This is a genomic window from Micromonospora sp. DT228 (assembly GCF_049841595.1).
Taxonomy (GTDB): domain Bacteria; phylum Actinomycetota; class Actinomycetes; order Mycobacteriales; family Micromonosporaceae; genus Micromonospora.
Window position 1 is genome coordinate 99,814 of the sequence record NZ_JBNCKO010000004.1, and the last position, 17,316, is coordinate 117,129.

The window sequence follows — 17,316 nt, forward strand, 5'->3', positions numbered from 1 at the left end:
CGCCGGCGGCCGGTGGCCGGTCCCGCCGGACCACCGACCGCCCACGGTGGCGGCTCAGTGCCGGATGCCGGCCCAGTCGTGGTGCCGGCGCACGGTGGAGAGGATGAAGTCCACCACCCGCCGTGAGGTGTCCGGCACCTGGTAGTCGGCCGGGCAGGGCACGCCGTCCGCGGCGACCTGCGCCACCGTCACCTCGACCGCCTCGACCACTCCCCGCGGGTCGAGACCGGTCATGATGATCCCGCCCGCGTCGAGCGCCTCGGGGCGTTCGATGGACTCGCGCAGGGTCACCGCGGGGAAGCCGAGGATGGCCGCCTCCTCACTTATCGTCCCGCTGTCGGACAGGGTGCAGAACGCCTTCGTCTGCAGGTGCACGTAGTCGAGCAGACCGAACGGGTCGTGGAAGGCGATGCCGTCCAGCGCGGTGGCGTCCGGGGCGAGCGCCTCCAGCCGCTTGCGGGTGCGCGGGTGGGTGGAGACCAGCACCGGGTAGCCCCACCGGTCGCGGACCGCGACCAGGCAGTCCAGCAGCCGCCGCAGCCGGTCAGGCCGGTCCACGTTCTCCTCCCGGTGCGCGCTGACCAGGAAGTACCCGCCGTCGTCCAGCTCCAGTTGCCGAAGGATCGTCGAGCTGGCGATCGGTGCCCGGTAGTGCTCCAGCACCTCCCGCATCGGTGAGCCGGTGTGCAGGATCCGGCGCGGGTGCAGGCCCTCGGCGAGCAGGTTACGCCTGGCGTGTTCGGTGTAGACCAGGTTGAAGTCGGCGACGTGGTCGACGAGCCGCCGGTTCGTCTCCTCCGGCACGTTGAGGTCGAAGCAGCGGTTGCCGGCCTCCATGTGGTAGACCGGCACCCGCATCCGCCGGGCCATCAGCGCCGCGATGCAGCTGTTGGTGTCGCCGAGCACGAGCAGCGCGTCCGGCCGCAACTCGGCGATCGCCGCCTCCATGCCGACCAGGACGCCGCCGAGCACCCGGCCCAGCGAGGTGGTGTCGACGCGCAGGAACCGGTCCGGTTCGCGCAGGCGCAGCTCGCTGAAGAACACGTCGGAGAGGGTGGTGTCCCAGTTCTGCCCGGTGTGCACGAGCACGTGGTCGACGGTGTCGTCCAACCGGCTGAGCACCCGGGACAGTCGGATGATCTCGGGACGGGTGCCGACAACTGTCATCACCCTGGTCATGTGCTCTCCCTCCACACGTCACTCACCGGGCGCCCACCGGCACCCGGTGTTCGTCGCCGACCGGCTCCGGCCACGTGTCGGGCCGTTCCGGGTCGAACAGCTCGTTGGTCCAGAAGAGGGTGAGCAGCTCGTCCGGGCCGGTGTTGGTGATGTTGTGCGCCCACATGGTCGGCATGTCGACGACCACGGGTTGGTCACCGCGCACCGGAAAACGGACGACGTCGGTGTCGCCGACGCGGCGCAGGCTGATCTCCGCGGTGCCGCGCAGCACCACGAACCGCTCCACCTTGGCCAGGTGGAAGTGCTCGCCCCGGGTGATCCCCGGCCGGGTGGTGGAGCAGAACGTCTGCCCCGCTCCCCCGTGCGCCTTGACCGTCTCGACGAGCGCCCCCCGGTCGTCGGCGCGGCTGGGCAGGGCCAACGGGTAGTGCGCCGGGAAGCAGTGCGACCGGTAGGTGTTGAACAGCCGCACGTCGTGCCTGTCGCGCAGCGGCGGGATCTCGCCGGTGCGGTAGACGCCGGCGTACGAGGCGAGTTGGTCGGCGAGGTCACGGACCCCGATCCGCAGTGCCGGCAGCGCCGGGTCCCAGGAGCCGCCCGCGGCGACGCCGGCCAGTCGGGCGGCGGCGTCGGTGACGTGCACCAGGTCCAGCTGGCGGTCGGCGTGGACCTCCGGTTGGCCGCCCTCGGCGAGGACCCGGCAGAAGGTGGCGACGGCCGAGTTGTACCAGGGTCGGCCGTGCTCGCCGTACAGGTTGGGCAGCAGCAGGTCGTCCAGGGGGACGCCGGTCTCGGCGAGGATGCTGGCGGCGGTGGCCTTGGCGTCGCCGTAGGGGGTGCCGTTGCCGGCCTGCACCGAGTTGGCGAAGACCACCTGGGCGGGCGGGTCCGGGCAGGCCCGCAGGCCGTTGGCGAGCTGGGCGGCGAGGTGGACGTTGCCGGCGGCCACGTCGGCGGGCTCACCCCGGTTGACCCCGGCCAGGTGCAGCACCCGGTCCACCCCGGCGATCCTGCGGGCGACCACCGCCGGGTCGGCCAGATCGGTACGGGTCAGCACGACAGGTTCGGGCCAGCCGAGCGCGCGCAGCAGGACCCGCACGTGCCAGCCGAGGAAACCGCCGGCGCCGGTGACGGCGAGGCTCAGCACGCCAGCACCGGGTCCCGCAGCGCCAGCTCCGCCCGGATCTCCGGCAGCGACCTGAGCAGCCGCACCACATCGGGTACGCCGAGGCGGGTGGCGTTCGCCGAGTTGAAGTCCTCGCCGGGCCGTTCGCCCAGCTCGCCCTCGGAGACGTAGAGCGCGTAGTTGAGGTCCCGCGCGTCCAGCGGCACCCGGTAGAAATCCCCGAAGTCGTCGGCCTGGGCCAGCTCTTCTCGGCTCGCGAGGGTCTCGTGCGACTTCTCGCTGTGCCGTACGCCGATGATGTCCAGCTTGAACGGCACGTCGAACAGCTGGCAGACGGCTTCGGCGAGGTCGCTGATCGTGCAGGCGGCGGCCTTGCGGATGAACACGTCACCGGGGCGGGCGTGGTGGAAGGCGTGCTCGACCAGGTCGACCGAGTCGGCGAGCGACATCAGGAAGCGGGTCATGGCCGGGTCGGTGACGGTGGGCGCGCGGCCGGCCTTGATCTGCTCGATGAAGAGCGGAATCACCGAGCCGCGCGAGTACATCACGTTGCCGTACCGGACGCAGGACACGGTGGTGGCGCTGTTCGGGTTGTTCCGGGCGTACGCCTGGGCGACCTTCTCCATCAGCGCCTTGCTCATGCCCATCGCGTTGACCGGGTAGACGGCCTTGTCGGTGCTGAGCACGACGACCGAGCTGACGCCGTTGTGGGCGGCGGCCTCGACCACGTTGCCGCTGCCGAGGATGTTGGTGCGGACCGCCTCCAGGGGGAAGAACTCGCAGGACGGCACCTGCTTGAGCGCCGCCGCGTGGAAGACGAAGTCGACGCCCCGGGTGGCCCGCAGCACCGTGTCGACGTCCCGGACGTCGCCGACGTGGTAGCGCACCCGCCCGTCACCGATGGACCGCCGCATGGCGTCCTGCTTGGCCTCGTCCCGGCTGAGGATCCGCACCTCGGCGACGTCCCGGTCGAGCAGTCGTCGGGCCATCGTCTGTCCAAAGGATCCGGTCCCACCGGTGATCAGCACCCGGCGGCCCGCGGTCTTCACGCTCATTGGTTCTCCCGTTCGTCACCCGACGGGCGGGTTTCACCCGTCGGCCCGGCGCGGCACAGCGCTGCGCGCTGCGGCGGGGGCGCCGGTCTCCGGCGGTCAGGCGGAAGCCCCACCGGATGCGGCACCCGGGTCAACGAGAGGCCTGAGCAGCAGATACGTGTGTGGGCGGCAAACGGGCCAAACGAGCGATAGGGAACTCGGAAAACATGTCGGCGTATGCAGTGATTTGGCCACTTCGTACTGCCGCACCTGGTAGAAACGGTTCCGTGCCTCGCCGAGCCTGTCCAGACGGGCGCGAGGCGCACCTGGTGCCCGACGCGCCACCGCGGCACGGCCCGACCCACGCCCTGCGGCACCACCCCACCGGTGGCGCACGGTTGGCGCCCGCCCCGCTGACCCCACCCGGAGGGCGACCCGCGGCGCCGCCCGACCGCGCGCCCGCCACGCCCACCGGCAGCCTGCCCGCCGTGCTGGTCCTGTGTGTCGCCGCCTACCTGGTGGCCCGCCCACCGTGGTGGTCGTTCAACTACGTGGCGATCCTCGCCGTGCTCGCCGTCGTGCTGACCGGCCGGTTGCCCCGGCCGCGGCCGGTCGACACCGTCGCGCTGCTCACCGCCGGCTGGGCGGTCGCCAGCCTGCTCTGGAGCGACCACGCCGACATCACCGGGCCCGCCGCCTACCGGTACGCCTCGGTCAGCCTGCTCTTCGTGGCCTGCCGACACGTCGTCCGGGGCCGACGGGACGTGCTGCTAGTCGGCTGGACCTTCCTGCTCGGCTGCGCGGTGGTCGCCGTCGAGGTGGCCACCGGCGCCCGCGCCCAGGGGCAGGTGCTGCTCTTCGCCGAGCGCTACGGCATCGACGGCAGAGAGGTGAACGGCACGGCGTACACCCTGGCCGCCGGGGTGGTGCTGGCCCTGGTGCTCGCCGCGGCCGGCGCGCACCGGCCGGTGCTGCGCCTCGCGCCGCTGGCCCTGGCCGTGCTGCTCGGGTACGGGGTGCTGCTCACCGGCTCGCGCGGCGCGGCGATCGGCATCGGGGCAGGTCTCGTAGGCGCGCTGGCCGCCCGCGTGACGCCCCGGCTGACCGGGGTCACCGTCGCCGGGCTCGCCGCCGCGCTTGTCGTCCTGGTGCCGTTCGGGGTGGCACCCCGGGCCGAACTGCTCTGGCTCGACAACCTGTACGGACGCCCCACCGGCGACATCTCCGGGCGACTGTCGATCTGGCCCTACGCGCTGTCGACCTGGTCGGAGTCACCGCTCAACGGATCCGGCGCGGGGGTCTTCATCAGCACCAACCCGTACGAGATCGGGCCGCACAACCTGCTGCTCACCGTCGGCAACGACCTCGGGCTGGTCGGCGTGCTGCTCTACTTCGGCGCGATGGCCGCGGCGCTCGTCGGCACGGCCCGTACCGGCCGCGCCGGGCTACTCCTGGCCTGCGCGTTCACAGGCGTCATGCTGCCGATCTGGCTGACCGGCCAGTGGGAGACGTCGCTCGCCTTCTGGCTGGTGCTGGCGCTGGTCACCGTCCTGCCGGGGATCTGGGGTCCGCCGGCGGCGCCCCGGCACGCCCGCGCCCGCCGACAGCGCCCGGCACCGGTCGCGCCCTTCGGCGTCAGCGCCGGCGACACGGTCCAGGCCAGCCGCTACCACTGAGGCGGGTCAGTCGGCGTCGGCGTCCGCGAGCGCCCCGGCCCGGGGCGCCGGTGGCCGGTTTGTCGGGCGGGTCGCCGCCTCCCGCAGCACCTCGGCGAAGCGGGCCGCCACCTGGTCGGCACGGTGGTGCCGCACCGCGTACGCCAGCCCGCGAGAGCCGAGCCGAGCCCGTAGCCCGGCGTCGGCGCAGAGCGGGGTGAGCGCGCCCACGAGCGCCGCCGGGTCGTCGTCGCCGACCACCGCGCCGGCGTCGGCCGCCGCCAGGTGCGCCATCGAGGCCAGTTCGGTCGGGCCGAACCCGAGGATCGGACGGCCGGACGCCAGGTACTGCGGGATCTTGGTGGACAGCGAGTAGCGGGTGTAGCGGCGGTGCTCGGCGGCGAACGACTCGACGTGCACCAACACGTCGGCACGGCGCAGCGCACCGGCGACCTCGGCGCTGGCCAAGGATCGACCCAGGCGCACCGCGGGCAGCCCGGTGAACGCGCCGGCGTACCGCGCGAGGTCGGTCGCCGGGGCGTGCACGGTCAGCCGGGCGGGCGTCCCCTGGGCCACCAACCGGACGACGGCCTCGCCGACGCGGCGCAGCGAGCGCCACCGGTCCAGGTGCAACCCGCCCACGTAGACCACCTCGACCGGGGCGCCCGCCGGGCGGTCCGGCGCGGGCCGGTCGGGGTCGGCGAAGTCCGCGGCGTCCACGCAGTTGCCGAAGGCGGCGAACGGCAACCGGTAGCGGCGTTCGAACTCCCGCGCCATCGCCGGGCTGATCCCCATTCCGTACGAGGCGTGCCGCAGGACGTCCCGGAAGCCGGCACGGACGGCGAGGCGGGGCAGCCCCAGCACCTGACCGCCGGCGTAGAGCGTGGTCGGCCAGTCGTCCATGAAGTGCGGCACCAGGGGCACCCGGCACTCCTGCGCGGCGGCGACGGCGAGGCGCATCATCCGGATGCTGCCGAGCGTGGTGTAGATGACGTCCGGCCGCTGCTCCCGCAGCCACCGCCGGACGTCAACGGGGACCCGGACCGGGCTGAGGTCGACGAAGGCACGGAGCTGGGTGCGCAGCCGGGCACGCACCGGGCCGGGCCCGGGATCACGCGCCGGGCCGGTCGCACCGGCCGCGCCTGGCGAACCGGCCGCGCCGCGCACCACGGCCCGCACCGGCCGGCGGACGCGTTCCCACTGCCGGAACAGGTGGTACTCCACCGGGGCGTTGCGCGGCCCGAACCGGGCGAACGTGCCGACGGCGTCCGGGCCCGGGGCGCGGTCCTCGGCGTAGAGCTGGGCGAGCCGCTCGGACGGCCAGCCGGTGAACAGGTTCGACAGGGTGATGCCGGTGCCGGTGGAGCGGTCGAACACGGCCGCGCTCACCACCAGCACGCGGGGATACTCGTCAGCGCGCACGTTCGGACACCACTCTTCCCTCGACGGCCGGGCCGCGGTGCAGCCGCAGCGTCCGGCGATATCCGTACAACGCCGCCGGCACGACGGTCAGCGCGTAACCGGCGGCACCGACCCAGGGCACGGCGGCGACGGCGATCCGGTCGGCGGCGTACCACTTGCCGAGCACCGACAGCACCAGGAACGCACCCCAGCCGAGCAACTGCGGGACGAGGACGCCGCCGGCGTTCTGCACCATGAACCGTGGCGAGAGCGCCGACTGCAGCAGCCACCAGACGCCCAGCCCGGCCAGCAGCCACCTGTCGCCGCCCATCGGCACCGGCAGCCAGGCCGCGAAGAGCCATTCACCGAAGGCGACGACCACGGCGGCCGGCAGGCCGGCGGCGAGCACCGACAACACGGTCATCCGGCGGGTGGTACGGCGGACCCAGTCCACCTGGCCCTGGGCCAACGCCTCGCCGTTGGCCGGCCACAGTGGCACGTTGACCAGGACGACGAGCTGGCCGAGTTGGGACAACAGCTTCGCGGGCACCACGTATCCGGCGACGGCCGACAGGCCGAGCGCGTGCGCGATGATCAGCGTGTCGGCGTTCGTGGCGAACGAGATGACCACGGTCAGCACGAAGAACAGCCCACTGAGCCGGGTCAGCTCCCGGGCGGCGCGGGCCTGTACGGCCCTCGGCGTGGGCCGGATCCGCGGCTCCTGACGGCCGAAGAACCAGAGCGTGTTGAGCAGGTTGACGAGCAGCGGCGCGGCCACCGACAGGGCGACCACCAGGATCGGTGACCAGTCGGCCCAGACCACGCCGAGCACCGCGCCGAGCGCGGCCAGACTGCCCGCGGTCTGCCAGATGTTGCTCCGGCCGACCTGCTGGTAGGCGTACTGGACGCGGGTGATCAGGCTGAGGGGGACGTTGAGCGCGAACGCGGTGAGACAGATCAACGAGATCATCCGGGTCTGCTCCGGGCTGACCTGACCCGTCACGTTGAACAACGCCGACCAGGGCACGGCTCCGGCGAAGATCCAGAGCAGTGCGGTGAGGGTGAGCGCGAGCCCCGACAGGGTCAGGTACGCGCTGGAGATGTAGCGACGGGCCCGCGCGGTGTCGCCGTGCGCGTAGCAGGGGGCGAGCTTCGTCATCAGCCCGCTGCCCAGCCCCAGGTCGGCGAAGGCCGCCATGCCGGCGAGCGCGGCCACCGCCATCCACAGGCCGTACAGGTCGTTGCCGAAGTAGGGCAGCGTCACCGGCACGAGGACGATCGGCACGACGAGCCCCACCGCCCGGCTGAGCAGCGCCGTCGCGACCCCGGAGAGGAGCCGGCGGCCCCGGTCGGGGTGGCGACGGTGCGCGCCCGGTCGACGGGCGCGCCGGGTCCGCTCGACGACCCCGGACGTCATCGACGGCCCTACTGACTCGCGAGCGCGTGACCCGCCATCCAGGACACCGTGCGCTCCAGGCCGACGCGCAGCGGCACCGGCCGCACCCCGGGGAACAGCTCCCGCAGGCGGGTGCAGTCGGCCTGCGAGTCCCGCACGTCGCCCGGGCGCGGCGCCTCGTGCACGACCGGCAGCGGCCGGCCCATGACGTCCTCCAGCTCGGCGATCAGGTCGAGTAGGGAGATCCGCGCGCCGAAGGCCAGGTTCACCACGTCGGTGGTGGACACCCGACGGACGATGGCGTCGACGATCACCGAGGTGACACTGCCGACGAACGTGAAGTCGCGGGCCTGCCGCCCGTCGCCGTGCACGCGGAGCGGCTCGCCGGCCAGCGCGGCGGTGACGAAGCGGGGCAGCACCGCGGCGTACGCGTGGTGCGCGGCCTGCCGGGGGCCGTAGACGTTGAAGAAGCGGAACGGCAGCACGCCCATGTCGTAGCAGGCGGCGTAGGCGACCGCGTACGCCTCGGCGGCCAACTTGGAGACCGCGTACGGGGAGACCGGGATCGGGCGCAGCTCCTCCTGGCGGGGCAGCACCGGGTTCGCGCCGTAGACCGACGACGAGGACGCGAGGATCACCTGCGGCACGTGGTGCCGGCGAGCGGCCTCCAGCACCATCAACGTCCCGGTGGCGTTGGCGTGGTGGCTGGGCAGCGGCCGGTCGATGGAGCGCGGCACGGAGCCGAGGGCGCCCAGGTGCACCACCGTGGTCGCGCCGGTGAACGTCTCGTCCAGCAGGTCCGGGTCGAGCACGGTGCCCCGGTGCAGCCGGACGGGTTGGTCGTGCAGGTTGTCCAAAAGGCCGGTGGAGAGGTCGTCGACGACCACGACGTCGGTCACCTGGGGTGTCTTGTCGAGCGCCCGTACCAGGTTGGCGCCGATGAACCCGGCGCCACCTGTCACGACTACCTTCAACGCGTCTCCCCGTTCGGTTCGGCCCCGGGCGACCGGCGGTGCGATGCCCGCCCGGCAGGGGCAGCGGTCGTCCCGCGGCCACGTGTGTGACAACGAGCGCTGTTCGTACAAGTCACGCGAATCGGACGCCGCCACGCGTGTCCTTCATTCCCCTCCGCCAGTTGTCTGCCCAGGTGGGACGAGTTGACGTCGACGGGAGTGCCGGGCACATGCGAATCGGACTGATCAGTCAGTGGTACCCGCCGGAGAGCGCCTTCGTGCCTGGTCAACTGGCCACGGAGCTGGCCCGACGCGGCCACGAGGTGCGGGTGCTGACCACCTTTCCGAGCCTGCCGCTGGGGCGGACCTACCCGGGTTGGCGGCAGCGCTGGAACCACCGGGCCACCGATCGCGGGGTGACCGTTCGCCGGGTGCCCGCGTACCCGAGTCACGACCGTTCCGGCCTGCGCCGGGCGGCGAGCTATCTCTCCTTCGCCACCACCAGCACCCTGGCGGCCCCGCGTCACCTGCGCGGCGTCGACGCGCTCTACGTCTACCACCCGCCACCCACCGCGTACGCCGCCGCCGGTCTGCTGCGGCTGCTGCGTGGCGTCCCGACGGTGCTGCACGTGCAGGACCTGTGGCCGGAGTCGGTGACGGCGTCCGGGATGGCCCCACCGGGGCTGGCCGGGCGGGCCATGGAGCGGGTCCTGGTCGGCACGATGCGCCGGATCTACCGCGCCTGCGCCGGCATCGCGGTGATCGCGCCCGCGATGGCGGAACAGGTGATCGAGCGGGGTGTCGACCCGGACGCGGTGCGGACGGTGTTCAACTGGACCGACGAGGCGCTGTTCCGGCCGGTGCCCGGCACCGACTCGGCGCGGGCGACGATCGGGCACCGGGGGCGGGTGACGGTGATGTTCGCCGGCAACCTGGGTGTGTTGCAGGGCGTCGACGTCGCCATCCGCGCGGCCGCGGCGGCACCGGACGCGGTGGACCTGGTCTTCGTCGGCACCGGGCTGGGCGCGGAACAGGCCCGTCGGCTCGCCGACGAGCTGGGCGCGGACAACGTGCGGTTCGTCGGTCGCCGCCCGGCCGCCGAGATGGCCGAGCTGTACGCCGCCGCCGACTACCAGTTGGTCATGCTGCGCGACCTGCCCTGGCTGCGTGGGACGGTGCCCTCGAAGTTGCAGGCCGCGCTGGCCTGCGGCGCCCCGGTGCTGATGTCGGCCGACGGCGACGCCGCCCGGTTGGTCAGCGCGGGCGAGGCGGGCCTGGTCTGCCCGCCGGACGACTGGCGGGCGTTGGCCGACCAGTTCACGGCAGCGGCCCAGGTGCCGCCCGAGCAGCGGACGGCGATGGGCCGGCGGGGTCGTCAGCTCTACCTGGACCGGATGTCGTTGCGGGTCGGCGTCGACCAGATCGAGGACCTGCTCAGCAAGGCCGCGGCGCGCGGCCGGGGTTGAGGGGCGCGCTCGTCGGGCAGCCCGACCAGGCCGGCGAGAAAGTCGCGCACGCGGCGACCCTGTGCGGCCGGGTTGCGCGTCTCCCGCACGAAGCGGGCCCCGCCGGCGCCCAGCGCCCGGGCCTCGTCCGTGGGCAGGGCCAACACCCCACCCACGGCGGTACGCAGCCCGTCGGCGGTGTCCGGCTCGGCGAAGGACAGCCACGGCGCGTAGTCCCCGGGAATGCCGGGCAGCCGGGTGCTCACCACCGGCACCCCGGCCGCGAGGTACTCGATGATCTTCGACGGGAAGGACCAGCGGACGAAGTCCTGCTCCACCGGGCGCGGGTTCACCAGCACGGCCGCTCGGGCCAGCCGGGGCAGCAACTCCGCCCGGGGCAGCAGCGCCGGAGGCACGATGCGCCGGTCCAGGGCGGCCTGGTCGCGCAGCCAACCCGCCAGCTCACCCCGGCCGTACACGCACAGCCGCAGGTCGTCACCGGGCAGACCGCGGAACGCCTCGACCAGCCGGTCGACGCCGTAGGCCCGGCTCAGGCCCCCCGCGTACACGATGTCCCTGGTCGCGGCGGGCGGACCCGGCGGCACCACCGAGGCGTCCTCGCGCAGCTCCGGCGGGTCGGCGGAACAGATGCCCTCCAGCACCAACCGGGGCCGGCCGGGCGCGAAGTCCTCGGCGAGCGCGGCGGTCAGCGCGATCACCCCCGAGCAGCGGGCGAGGGCGGCCCGGACCAGCGCGACGTCGAGCCCGCGCAGCAGCCGGACCAGCCGACCGTCGGTGGGCAGCGCGACACCCGGTGGGTCGGTGAGCACCGGCACCACGTGGACGCCGCGGCGGCGGGCCCGCAGCACACCGAACCAGAGGAACGGCGAGTGCACGCCGTGCACCAGCAGCACCTCGGCGTCCCGCTGGCGCAGCGCCCGACCGCCGGTACGCCAGGCGGACACGAACCGGGTGAGGTGCTTGAGGCCGAGCAGGTTCACGAACGCCAGCAGCTGCCCGTCCACGTCGTCCTGTCGGAACCGCCCCGCACGGAAGCGGACCTGCCTGTTGCCCGGCCAGGTGGACACCGGCGCCGCGGAGAGCAGGTGCACCGGACAGTCGGCGGCCCGCAGGCTCCGCACCAGGCCCCACGCGAAGGTGTGCGTCTGGGTGGGCATGATGGTGTCCCGGGCGATGATCTCGGCGAGCAGGTCGTCCGGCACCGTGAAGCCCAGCAGGGTGACTCGCGGACCGCGTCGCTGCGCCACCGTCACTCCCCGAGGATCTGCCGGTAGACCCGGTCGAGGCGACCGAGCATGACGTCGAGGCTGTAGTCCTCGGCCACCACCTTGCGACCCAACTCCCCCAGGTGACGCCGCTCGGAGGGGTCGTCCAGCAGCGGCGTCAGGGCCGCGGCCAGGGCATCCGGATCACCGGCCGGCACCAGCCGGCCGCCGCCGGAGCGCAGCACCTCGACGTTGCCGCCCACCGCCGAGGCGACCACCGGCAGCCCGTACGCCATCGCCTCCAGCAGCGCGTTGGAGAGGTTCTCGTGCCGGGTCGGGAAGACGAAGAGATCCGCCGCGGCGAGCAGGTCGGGTACGTCGAGACGGTTGCCGAGCAGGCGCACCTCGACCTGACCGGCGTCGGCCAGCGCGGCGGCGATCCCGTCCCGGTCGGGCCCGTCGCCGGCGACCAGCACCACCCGGCGGGTGGCCGACGGCGGCAGCCGGCGCAGCGCGTCGGCGAGGACGTCGTACCCCTTCTCCCAGGTCAGCCGGGACACCGCGATCATCGCCACGTCGTCGGGGCGCAGGCCCAGCTCGGCGCGGACCCGGTCCCGGGCGGCGCGCGGACGGGCCGGCAGCGGAACGCCGTTGGGGATCACCCCGACGAACTTCGCGCCCAGGCCGCCCAGGAAGTCCCGGCCGGCGGCGTACGCGCAGACGGTGCCGACGTGGGTGGCCAGCCGCAGCGTCCCGGGCTCGGCCCCGTGCACGAGCAGTCGTCGCCGCCAGGGGCGACCCGGCTGACGCAGGTCACGTACGGTGCCGTGCACGGTGACCAGGACCCGCGGGCAGCCGGCGAGGCGAGCGGCGAGAACCCCGTGGAAGCCCTCGTTCTGCAAGCCCCGGACGTGCACCAGATCCGGGCGGACCCGGCGCAGCAGCCGCACCCACTCCCGCAGCAGCGGCACGTTCAGACTGCCGTTTCCGGCGTGCTGGTGCATCCGGACGAACTCGTAGGTGTCGGCCAGGGGCGAGGCGAGCACCCGCCGCACGGCGGTCAGCGGGCCGTTGGCGCCGGGAGCACCCGCCGAGTGCTGCACCACCACCGGTCGGCTCACGACGGGACTCCGGCCGACGCCTGGCGACGCCGGGTGTCACGCACGGCTGCACGCTGCATGTCTCCTCATTTCGACGGAGGTCTAGACTAAGCAGCCATAATGGCATAAAACACCTAGGCTTCCGGAGGGGTAGACCGTGGACGAGCCCACCACCGGCACGGACCTGATCCCCGCCCTACGGCCCGGCGCGGGGCCGGCGGTGTTGGCGCTGGCCGCGTACCGGTTCCCGCACGGTGACGCGATGTCCAACCGGCTTCTGCAACTGGCCCGGTCGGCCACCCCGCCGGGCGGAGTGACACTTGTGGTCAACGACTGGCCGGACGACGGGTCGCGTCCACCGAGCGCGGTGGACCTGCCCCCCGACGTCCGCCTGATCACCCTGCCCCGGCGCCGGCTGGGCGGTGGCGTGCCGGGCCGCTGGCTGCGCAGGCGTGCCCGCCCGCTGCGGGTGCTGGCCGCGCTGCGCCGCGCGGGCGTCCGTCCGGGCGAGCTGGCGGGCGTCCACCTGCCGCTCGGGCTGTGGGACCTCACGACCTGGGCGGTGCTGCGAGTGGCGGTGCGGTGCCCGGTGACGGTGGACGTGCTGGAGCAGCACGACCGGGCACAGTTTCCCCGAGGCTGGCGGACGCCGTACCTCCTCCGGCACCGCTGGGCGTCCTTCTGGGCCGGACGGCTCGCCGACCAGCTCATCGTCATCTCCGAGCTGCTGGAGCGGCACTTCGTGCGCCTGGGCCGGCCGACCCTTGTGGTGCCGCCCCAGGTCGACCGCGCCGACTACGCCGACCCCGCACCGGCCCCGCTCGGCGACGGGCTCCGACTGCTCTACGCCGGGTCGGCCGGCGCGAAGGACCAGTTGGCCGTGGTGCTGGAGGGCATCCGTCTCCTCGCGCCCGCCGAGCGGGCCCGGGTACGCCTGGTGATCGCCGGGATCAGCCGGGAGCAGGCCGGCAGCCTCTCCGACCTGGGGGAGGCCGGGCCGGCCGACCTCGACGACCAGGTGAGCTTCCTCGGCCGGGTGCCGCGCGAGGCGGTGCTCGCCGAGTTGCGCCGGGCGCACTTCTCCGTGCTGGTCCGCCCGTCGGCCGGGTACGCGCAGGCGGGCTTCCCCTCCAAGGTGCCGGAGAGCCTCGCCGCCGGCTGCCCGGTGCTGCTCAACCTCACGAGCGATCTGCGGCGCTACCTCGTGGACGGTCGTGAGGGCATCCTGCTCGACGGCTCGGCAGCCGAGGATGTCCGGCGCGGCATCGAGCGGGCGCTGCGTCTCGACGACGCGGCCTGGCGGGCGATGAGCCGCGCGGCCCGGGAGCGGGCCCACTGTTTCGACTATCGCGGCTGGACGCCTGTGGTCAGCGACTTCGTCACGGGCGTCGGGCGCGGCTCGGGCGCCGGCAGCTCGGCGAGGCCGGCCATCTCGGCGGCGGTCAGCCGACGGTCGGCCGGGTAGAGCTGCCGCTCGTGGGCCTGGATGGTCTCCACCGGCCACCGCAGGCGGATCACCCGGGCCGGGTTGCCGGCGGTCACCGCGTACGGCGGGACCGACCGGGTGACCACCGCGCCGGCGCCGATCACGGCGCCCCGGCCGATGGTCACCCCGTGCAGGATCACCGCCCGGGTGCCCACCCACACGTCGTCGCCGATGGTCACGCCCCGGTCGTGGCTGTCGTCGCCGGCCTCCTTGTCGACCGCGATCATCGGTACGCCGACCTGCTCGATGCGGTGGTTGCCACCCCGGATCGTCACCTCGGGGCCGAACATCACGTTGTCACCGATGCGGATCCGACTCCGGGCCGCCACCAGGATCGGCCGGTATCCGAGATCCACGTTGTCGCCGACCTCGATCGACTCGCAGGTGTACACACCGTCCGGGTCGAACGTGAAGTTGTCTCCGCGGGCCGCGAACCGGCCGGCGAGCGCAAGACCCCGGATCGCCCGACGGGCCCGCGCCCCCGCGCACAGGAGACGATCGAGTGCCCCGATCACCGGGCCGAGCAGCGTTCCAGGTTGGTCGCGGCGGACGCGCATCAGACCCCCGCCCGCTCGGGCACCACACGCATGTCGCCCCCGCATCTCCGCCGTTCGTCCAGGTCGATACCGGGGCCGATGGTAGCCTCATCATCCTCCACAATAGGTGCGTAACGCTCGAAATCTGCGTGGCGCAGAGAGTCCGAGATGACCAGAATCCTGATCCTGACCGACTACCGCGGCACGTTCTACTCCACCGCCCGCACCCAGCACGGGCTGTGCACGATGGACGTCGACCGGATCACCGCGTACCTCGCCCGCGCCGGCCTCGCGCCGGAGGTCATCCGCTTCGCGGACCTGGACCTGAGCGACGATCTGCGCGGTGTCCCGGTGCTCTACACCTCCTCGGAGGATCGCGGGCTGTGCTACAAGAGTTGGATCGAGGACCTGGTGCTGGCGTTGGAGACCAGCGGCGCCCAGGTCCTTCCGGGCTACCGCTACCTGCGCGCGCACCACAACAAGGTGATGATGGAGGCGCTGCGCGCCCACCTCTTCCCCGCGGACGCCAGGCGTCTGGGCACCCGCTCCTTCGGCACCTACGAGGAACTCGCCGAGACGACCCTGGACGGGCCATGGCCGATGGTGCTCAAGTCCGCCTACGGCGCCGGCTCCCAGTTCGTGGCCCGCGCCGCCAACCGAACGGAACTGCTGCGCGCCGCCCGCACCCTCAGCCGCACCCACGACCACGCGGAGTCCGTTCGCGAGCACGGCAGACGACTGCTTCGCCGCGCCCACCACCCGCGCTCGCTGCACCGACAGAAGTTCCTGGTGCAGGCGCTGATTCCGGGGCTGACCGGCGACTTCAAGGTGCTGAAGATGGGCGCGCGCTACTACACCCTCTACCGCCGTAACCGGCCCGGCGACTTCCGGGCCAGCGGCAGCGGCGACTTCGACTTCCAGGACATGGCGGGCGTCGACCGCGACGCGCTGCTGGACTACGCCGAGCAGGTCTGCGACGTCCTCGGCACCCCGCTCGCGTCGCTGGACATCGGCCACAGCGGCGACCGCTTCCACCTGATCGAGTTTCAGTGCCTGCACTTCGGCACCGTCACCGCGGAGAAATCGACCGGCTACCACGTCCGGGCGGGCGAGGCGTGGCAGCACGTCGAAGAGGAGTGCGACATCGAGGCGGTGTTCTGCGCGGCGATCGTCGGCCACCTTCGACGCCCCGGGCCCGCACTGCCGGCGCAGCCGACCCGATCGGCCACCTCGCGGCCATCGACCCACTGACGTCGAGCGCGTCCACTCGGTGACCTGAGCGGCGGCACAACCCCCCGCCGAAGGGGCCACCCCTCCCCTCGCCCGACCGGCCAGTCTTCCCCTCGCCCGACCGGCCGTTGCGACGCTCGCGGCTCGCGCCGCCGACCACCAGACCGCAGAAGGCAGCCGACCTGGCCGTGTCCGACTGTGGGTTTTGCGGTTGATCGGGGGAATGCTGGTTGAGTGTCACCAATCAGGGTCGTCATCCGATTTCTGCCCCGGTGGGCCACTCACCCGGCGTTGTCCCCGACGCCGTTGGAGGTCAGATCGTGCCGATCCCTGGTGGTCTCGTGACCGGCGGTGCCCCATGAGCGACACCGTGTACCTGTCGACACCCGACATCGGGCCACTCGAGGAGTCGTACCTGATCGCCGCCCTGCGCTCGGGCTGGGTCGCGCCTGTCGGCCCGGACCTGGAGGCGTTCGAGCAGGACGTGGCAGCCCGGGTCGGCACCCAGGGAGCCGTGGCCGTCAACTCGGGGACGGCGGCTCTGCACCTCGCCCTGCTCGGTGTCGGTGTCGGCCCCGGCGACGTGGTCATCGTGCCCACGCTCACCTTCGTCGCCACCGCGAACGCGGCCCGCTACATCGGGGCGCGGCCGGTCTTCGTCGACTGTGATCCCCGCACCGGCAACGTGGACGTCGCCCTCGTCGACGAGGCGCTGCGACGGCTGCGCTCGCGCGGCGAGCGGGTCGGCGCGGTCGTTCCCGTCGACATGTTCGGCAGCTGCGCCGACTACCGAGCACTGATCCCGGTCTGTGCCGACGCCGACGTCCCGGTGGTGGAGGACGCCGCGGAGGCCCTCGGCGCCCGCCACGGCGGACAGGCCGCCGGCTCCTTCGGGCGCGTCGGCGTGCTCTCCTTCAACGGCAACAAGATCATGACCACCTCCGGCGGTGGGATGCTGGTGTCCGACGACGCCGCGCTCCTCACCCGGGCCCGCCACCTCGCGACCCAGGCCCGCGAACCCGCGCGGCACTACGAGCACCGCGAGACGGGTTACAACTACCGGCTCAGCAACCTGCTCGCGGCGCTCGGCCGGGCCCAGTTGCTGCGGCTGGACGCGATGATCGCCCGCCGTCGACACCTGCGCGACCACTACGCCAAGCTCTTCGCCCCGGTGCCGGGCGTCCGGCTGCTCGGCGCGGAGGACGGCGAGTCCAACTGTTGGCTCACCGTCCTCACCGTCGAGCCGAAGCGGTGCGGCTGGCGGGCGGACGACCTGGCGGACCACCTGGCCGAGCGCGACATCGAGACCCGGCCGGTGTGGAAGCCCATGCACCTGCAGCCCATGCACGACGGCGCGGAGAGCCTGCTCACCGGCGCGGCGGAGCGCCTGTTCACCGACGGGCTCACGCTGCCCAGCGGAAGCGCCCTCACCGAGCCGCAGATCGCCCGGGTGTCCGCCGCGATCGAGGAGTTCCTGAGCCGCCGGACGGGAGCCGGCCCGGTGTGACCGCCGAGAGGCGCGAGAGGTGGCCACGGCGATATAAGCCAG

Annotated in this window: 13 protein-coding genes and 1 pseudogene; 5 read left to right on the plus strand and 9 right to left on the minus strand. The window is 73.2% G+C overall.

What is annotated here, in order from left to right; translation table 11 throughout:
- Positions 1 to 54 precede the first annotated feature (54 nt).
- From wecB to ACLQ29_RS10010, 3 genes are read right to left on the minus strand one after another with little or no spacing between them, the layout of a single operon-like run.
- Positions 55 to 1,179, minus strand: coding sequence for a non-hydrolyzing UDP-N-acetylglucosamine 2-epimerase (gene wecB / locus ACLQ29_RS10000; RefSeq protein WP_425771340.1), 1,125 nt, complete (start codon positions 1,177 to 1,179; stop codon positions 55 to 57).
- A gap of 22 nt (positions 1,180 to 1,201) precedes the next feature.
- Entirely contained in the window at positions 1,202 to 2,326 is a 1,125-nt protein-coding gene (locus tag ACLQ29_RS10005) for an NAD-dependent epimerase/dehydratase family protein (RefSeq protein WP_425771341.1), read from the minus strand.
- Positions 2,320 to 3,360 (minus strand): polysaccharide biosynthesis protein, encoded by a 1,041-nt coding sequence (locus ACLQ29_RS10010; RefSeq protein ID WP_425771342.1) that lies wholly within the window; start codon positions 3,358 to 3,360, stop codon positions 2,320 to 2,322. Before ACLQ29_RS10010 ends, ACLQ29_RS10005 begins: the two co-directional genes overlap by 7 nt.
- 308 nt (positions 3,361 to 3,668) lie before the next feature.
- On the opposite strand from ACLQ29_RS10010, the gene ACLQ29_RS10015 reads away from it, so the two are divergent.
- Positions 3,669 to 5,015: an O-antigen ligase family protein gene (locus ACLQ29_RS10015; RefSeq protein WP_425771343.1), complete on the plus strand. Its 1,347-nt coding sequence runs from the start codon at positions 3,669 to 3,671 to the stop codon at positions 5,013 to 5,015.
- Between the two features lie 6 nt (positions 5,016 to 5,021).
- Here the strand turns inward: ACLQ29_RS10015 and ACLQ29_RS10020 are convergent, their stop codons facing one another.
- From ACLQ29_RS10020 to ACLQ29_RS10030, 3 genes are read right to left on the minus strand one after another with little or no spacing between them, the layout of a single operon-like run.
- Positions 5,022 to 6,416: a glycosyl transferase family 1 gene (locus tag ACLQ29_RS10020; RefSeq protein ID WP_425771344.1), complete on the minus strand. Its 1,395-nt coding sequence runs from the start codon at positions 6,414 to 6,416 to the stop codon at positions 5,022 to 5,024.
- Positions 6,406 to 7,812: a lipopolysaccharide biosynthesis protein gene (locus tag ACLQ29_RS10025; protein WP_425771345.1), complete on the minus strand. Its 1,407-nt coding sequence runs from the start codon at positions 7,810 to 7,812 to the stop codon at positions 6,406 to 6,408. Before ACLQ29_RS10025 ends, ACLQ29_RS10020 begins: the two co-directional genes overlap by 11 nt.
- An 8-nt stretch (positions 7,813 to 7,820) precedes the next feature.
- Positions 7,821 to 8,765 carry an NAD-dependent epimerase/dehydratase family protein gene (locus ACLQ29_RS10030; RefSeq protein ID WP_425757818.1) on the minus strand — a complete coding sequence of 315 codons (945 nt, stop codon included), beginning with the start codon at positions 8,763 to 8,765 and terminating at the stop codon, positions 7,821 to 7,823.
- Positions 8,766 to 8,974: 209 nt separating this feature from the next.
- On the opposite strand from ACLQ29_RS10030, the gene ACLQ29_RS10035 reads away from it, so the two are divergent.
- Positions 8,975 to 10,210, plus strand: a complete 1,236-nt coding sequence (locus ACLQ29_RS10035; RefSeq protein WP_425771346.1) for a glycosyltransferase family 4 protein — start codon at positions 8,975 to 8,977, stop codon at positions 10,208 to 10,210.
- Here ACLQ29_RS10035 and ACLQ29_RS10040 read toward each other — a convergent pair.
- Both ACLQ29_RS10040 and ACLQ29_RS10045 read right to left on the minus strand, forming a co-directional pair.
- A complete protein-coding gene (locus tag ACLQ29_RS10040) occupies positions 10,126 to 11,457 on the minus strand; it encodes a glycosyltransferase (protein WP_425771347.1) in 1,332 nt (443 codons plus the stop codon). The two genes, ACLQ29_RS10035 and ACLQ29_RS10040, sit on opposite strands and share 85 nt — an antisense overlap.
- A 2-nt stretch (positions 11,458 to 11,459) precedes the next feature.
- Entirely contained in the window at positions 11,460 to 12,536 is a 1,077-nt protein-coding gene (locus ACLQ29_RS10045; RefSeq protein WP_425771348.1) for a glycosyltransferase family 4 protein, read from the minus strand.
- Positions 12,537 to 12,777: 241 nt separating this feature from the next.
- Between ACLQ29_RS10045 and ACLQ29_RS10050 the strand changes: the two are divergent.
- A pseudogene (locus ACLQ29_RS10050) lies at positions 12,778 to 13,839 on the plus strand (glycosyltransferase); the annotation flags it as partial.
- Between the two features lie 20 nt (positions 13,840 to 13,859).
- On the opposite strand, the gene ACLQ29_RS10055 reads toward ACLQ29_RS10050, so the two are convergent.
- On the minus strand, positions 13,860 to 14,558 hold the full coding sequence (locus tag ACLQ29_RS10055) for an acyltransferase (RefSeq protein WP_425771349.1): 699 nt from the start codon (positions 14,556 to 14,558) through the stop codon (positions 13,860 to 13,862).
- Between the two features lie 147 nt (positions 14,559 to 14,705).
- On the opposite strand from ACLQ29_RS10055, the gene ACLQ29_RS10060 reads away from it, so the two are divergent.
- Positions 14,706 to 15,788, plus strand: a complete 1,083-nt coding sequence (locus ACLQ29_RS10060; RefSeq protein ID WP_425771350.1) for an ATP-grasp domain-containing protein — start codon at positions 14,706 to 14,708, stop codon at positions 15,786 to 15,788.
- A gap of 337 nt (positions 15,789 to 16,125) precedes the next feature.
- Positions 16,126 to 17,274, plus strand: coding sequence for a DegT/DnrJ/EryC1/StrS family aminotransferase (locus ACLQ29_RS10065; protein WP_425771351.1), 1,149 nt, complete (start codon positions 16,126 to 16,128; stop codon positions 17,272 to 17,274).
- Positions 17,275 to 17,316: the final 42 nt, after the last annotated feature.